The 269-nt window shown below is 68.8% G+C and carries 1 protein-coding gene; it reads left to right on the top strand.

What is annotated here, in order from left to right; all coding sequences use genetic code 11:
- Positions 1–269, top strand: a 269-nt coding sequence (locus AMK27_RS40980; protein WP_143204975.1) for an SDR family NAD(P)-dependent oxidoreductase, incomplete at both ends; no start/stop codon positions are given.

Raw genomic sequence — 269 nt, 5'->3', positions numbered from 1 at the left:
GGCCTGGACGTCCTGGTCAACGCGGCCGGCATCCTGCGTTCCTCGCACACCCGCGAGACGAGCCTCGACTCCTTCGAGCAGGTGATCCGGATCAACCTCACCGGCACGTTCCTGGTGATCCGCGAGTCGATCCCCGCGCTCCTGGAGGGCGAGGGCTCCGCCGTCGTGAACTTCTCCTCCACCTCGGCGATGTTCGCGCACCCCTACATGGCGGCCTACGCGGCCAGCAAGGGCGGCATCCAGTCCATGACCCACGCGCTCGCCGCCGA

Origin of the sequence: Streptomyces sp. CB02009 (genome assembly GCF_001905825.1) — a bacterium.
Classification (GTDB): domain Bacteria; phylum Actinomycetota; class Actinomycetes; order Streptomycetales; family Streptomycetaceae; genus Streptomyces.
This window is presented reverse-complemented; position numbering and strand designations above follow the sequence as displayed.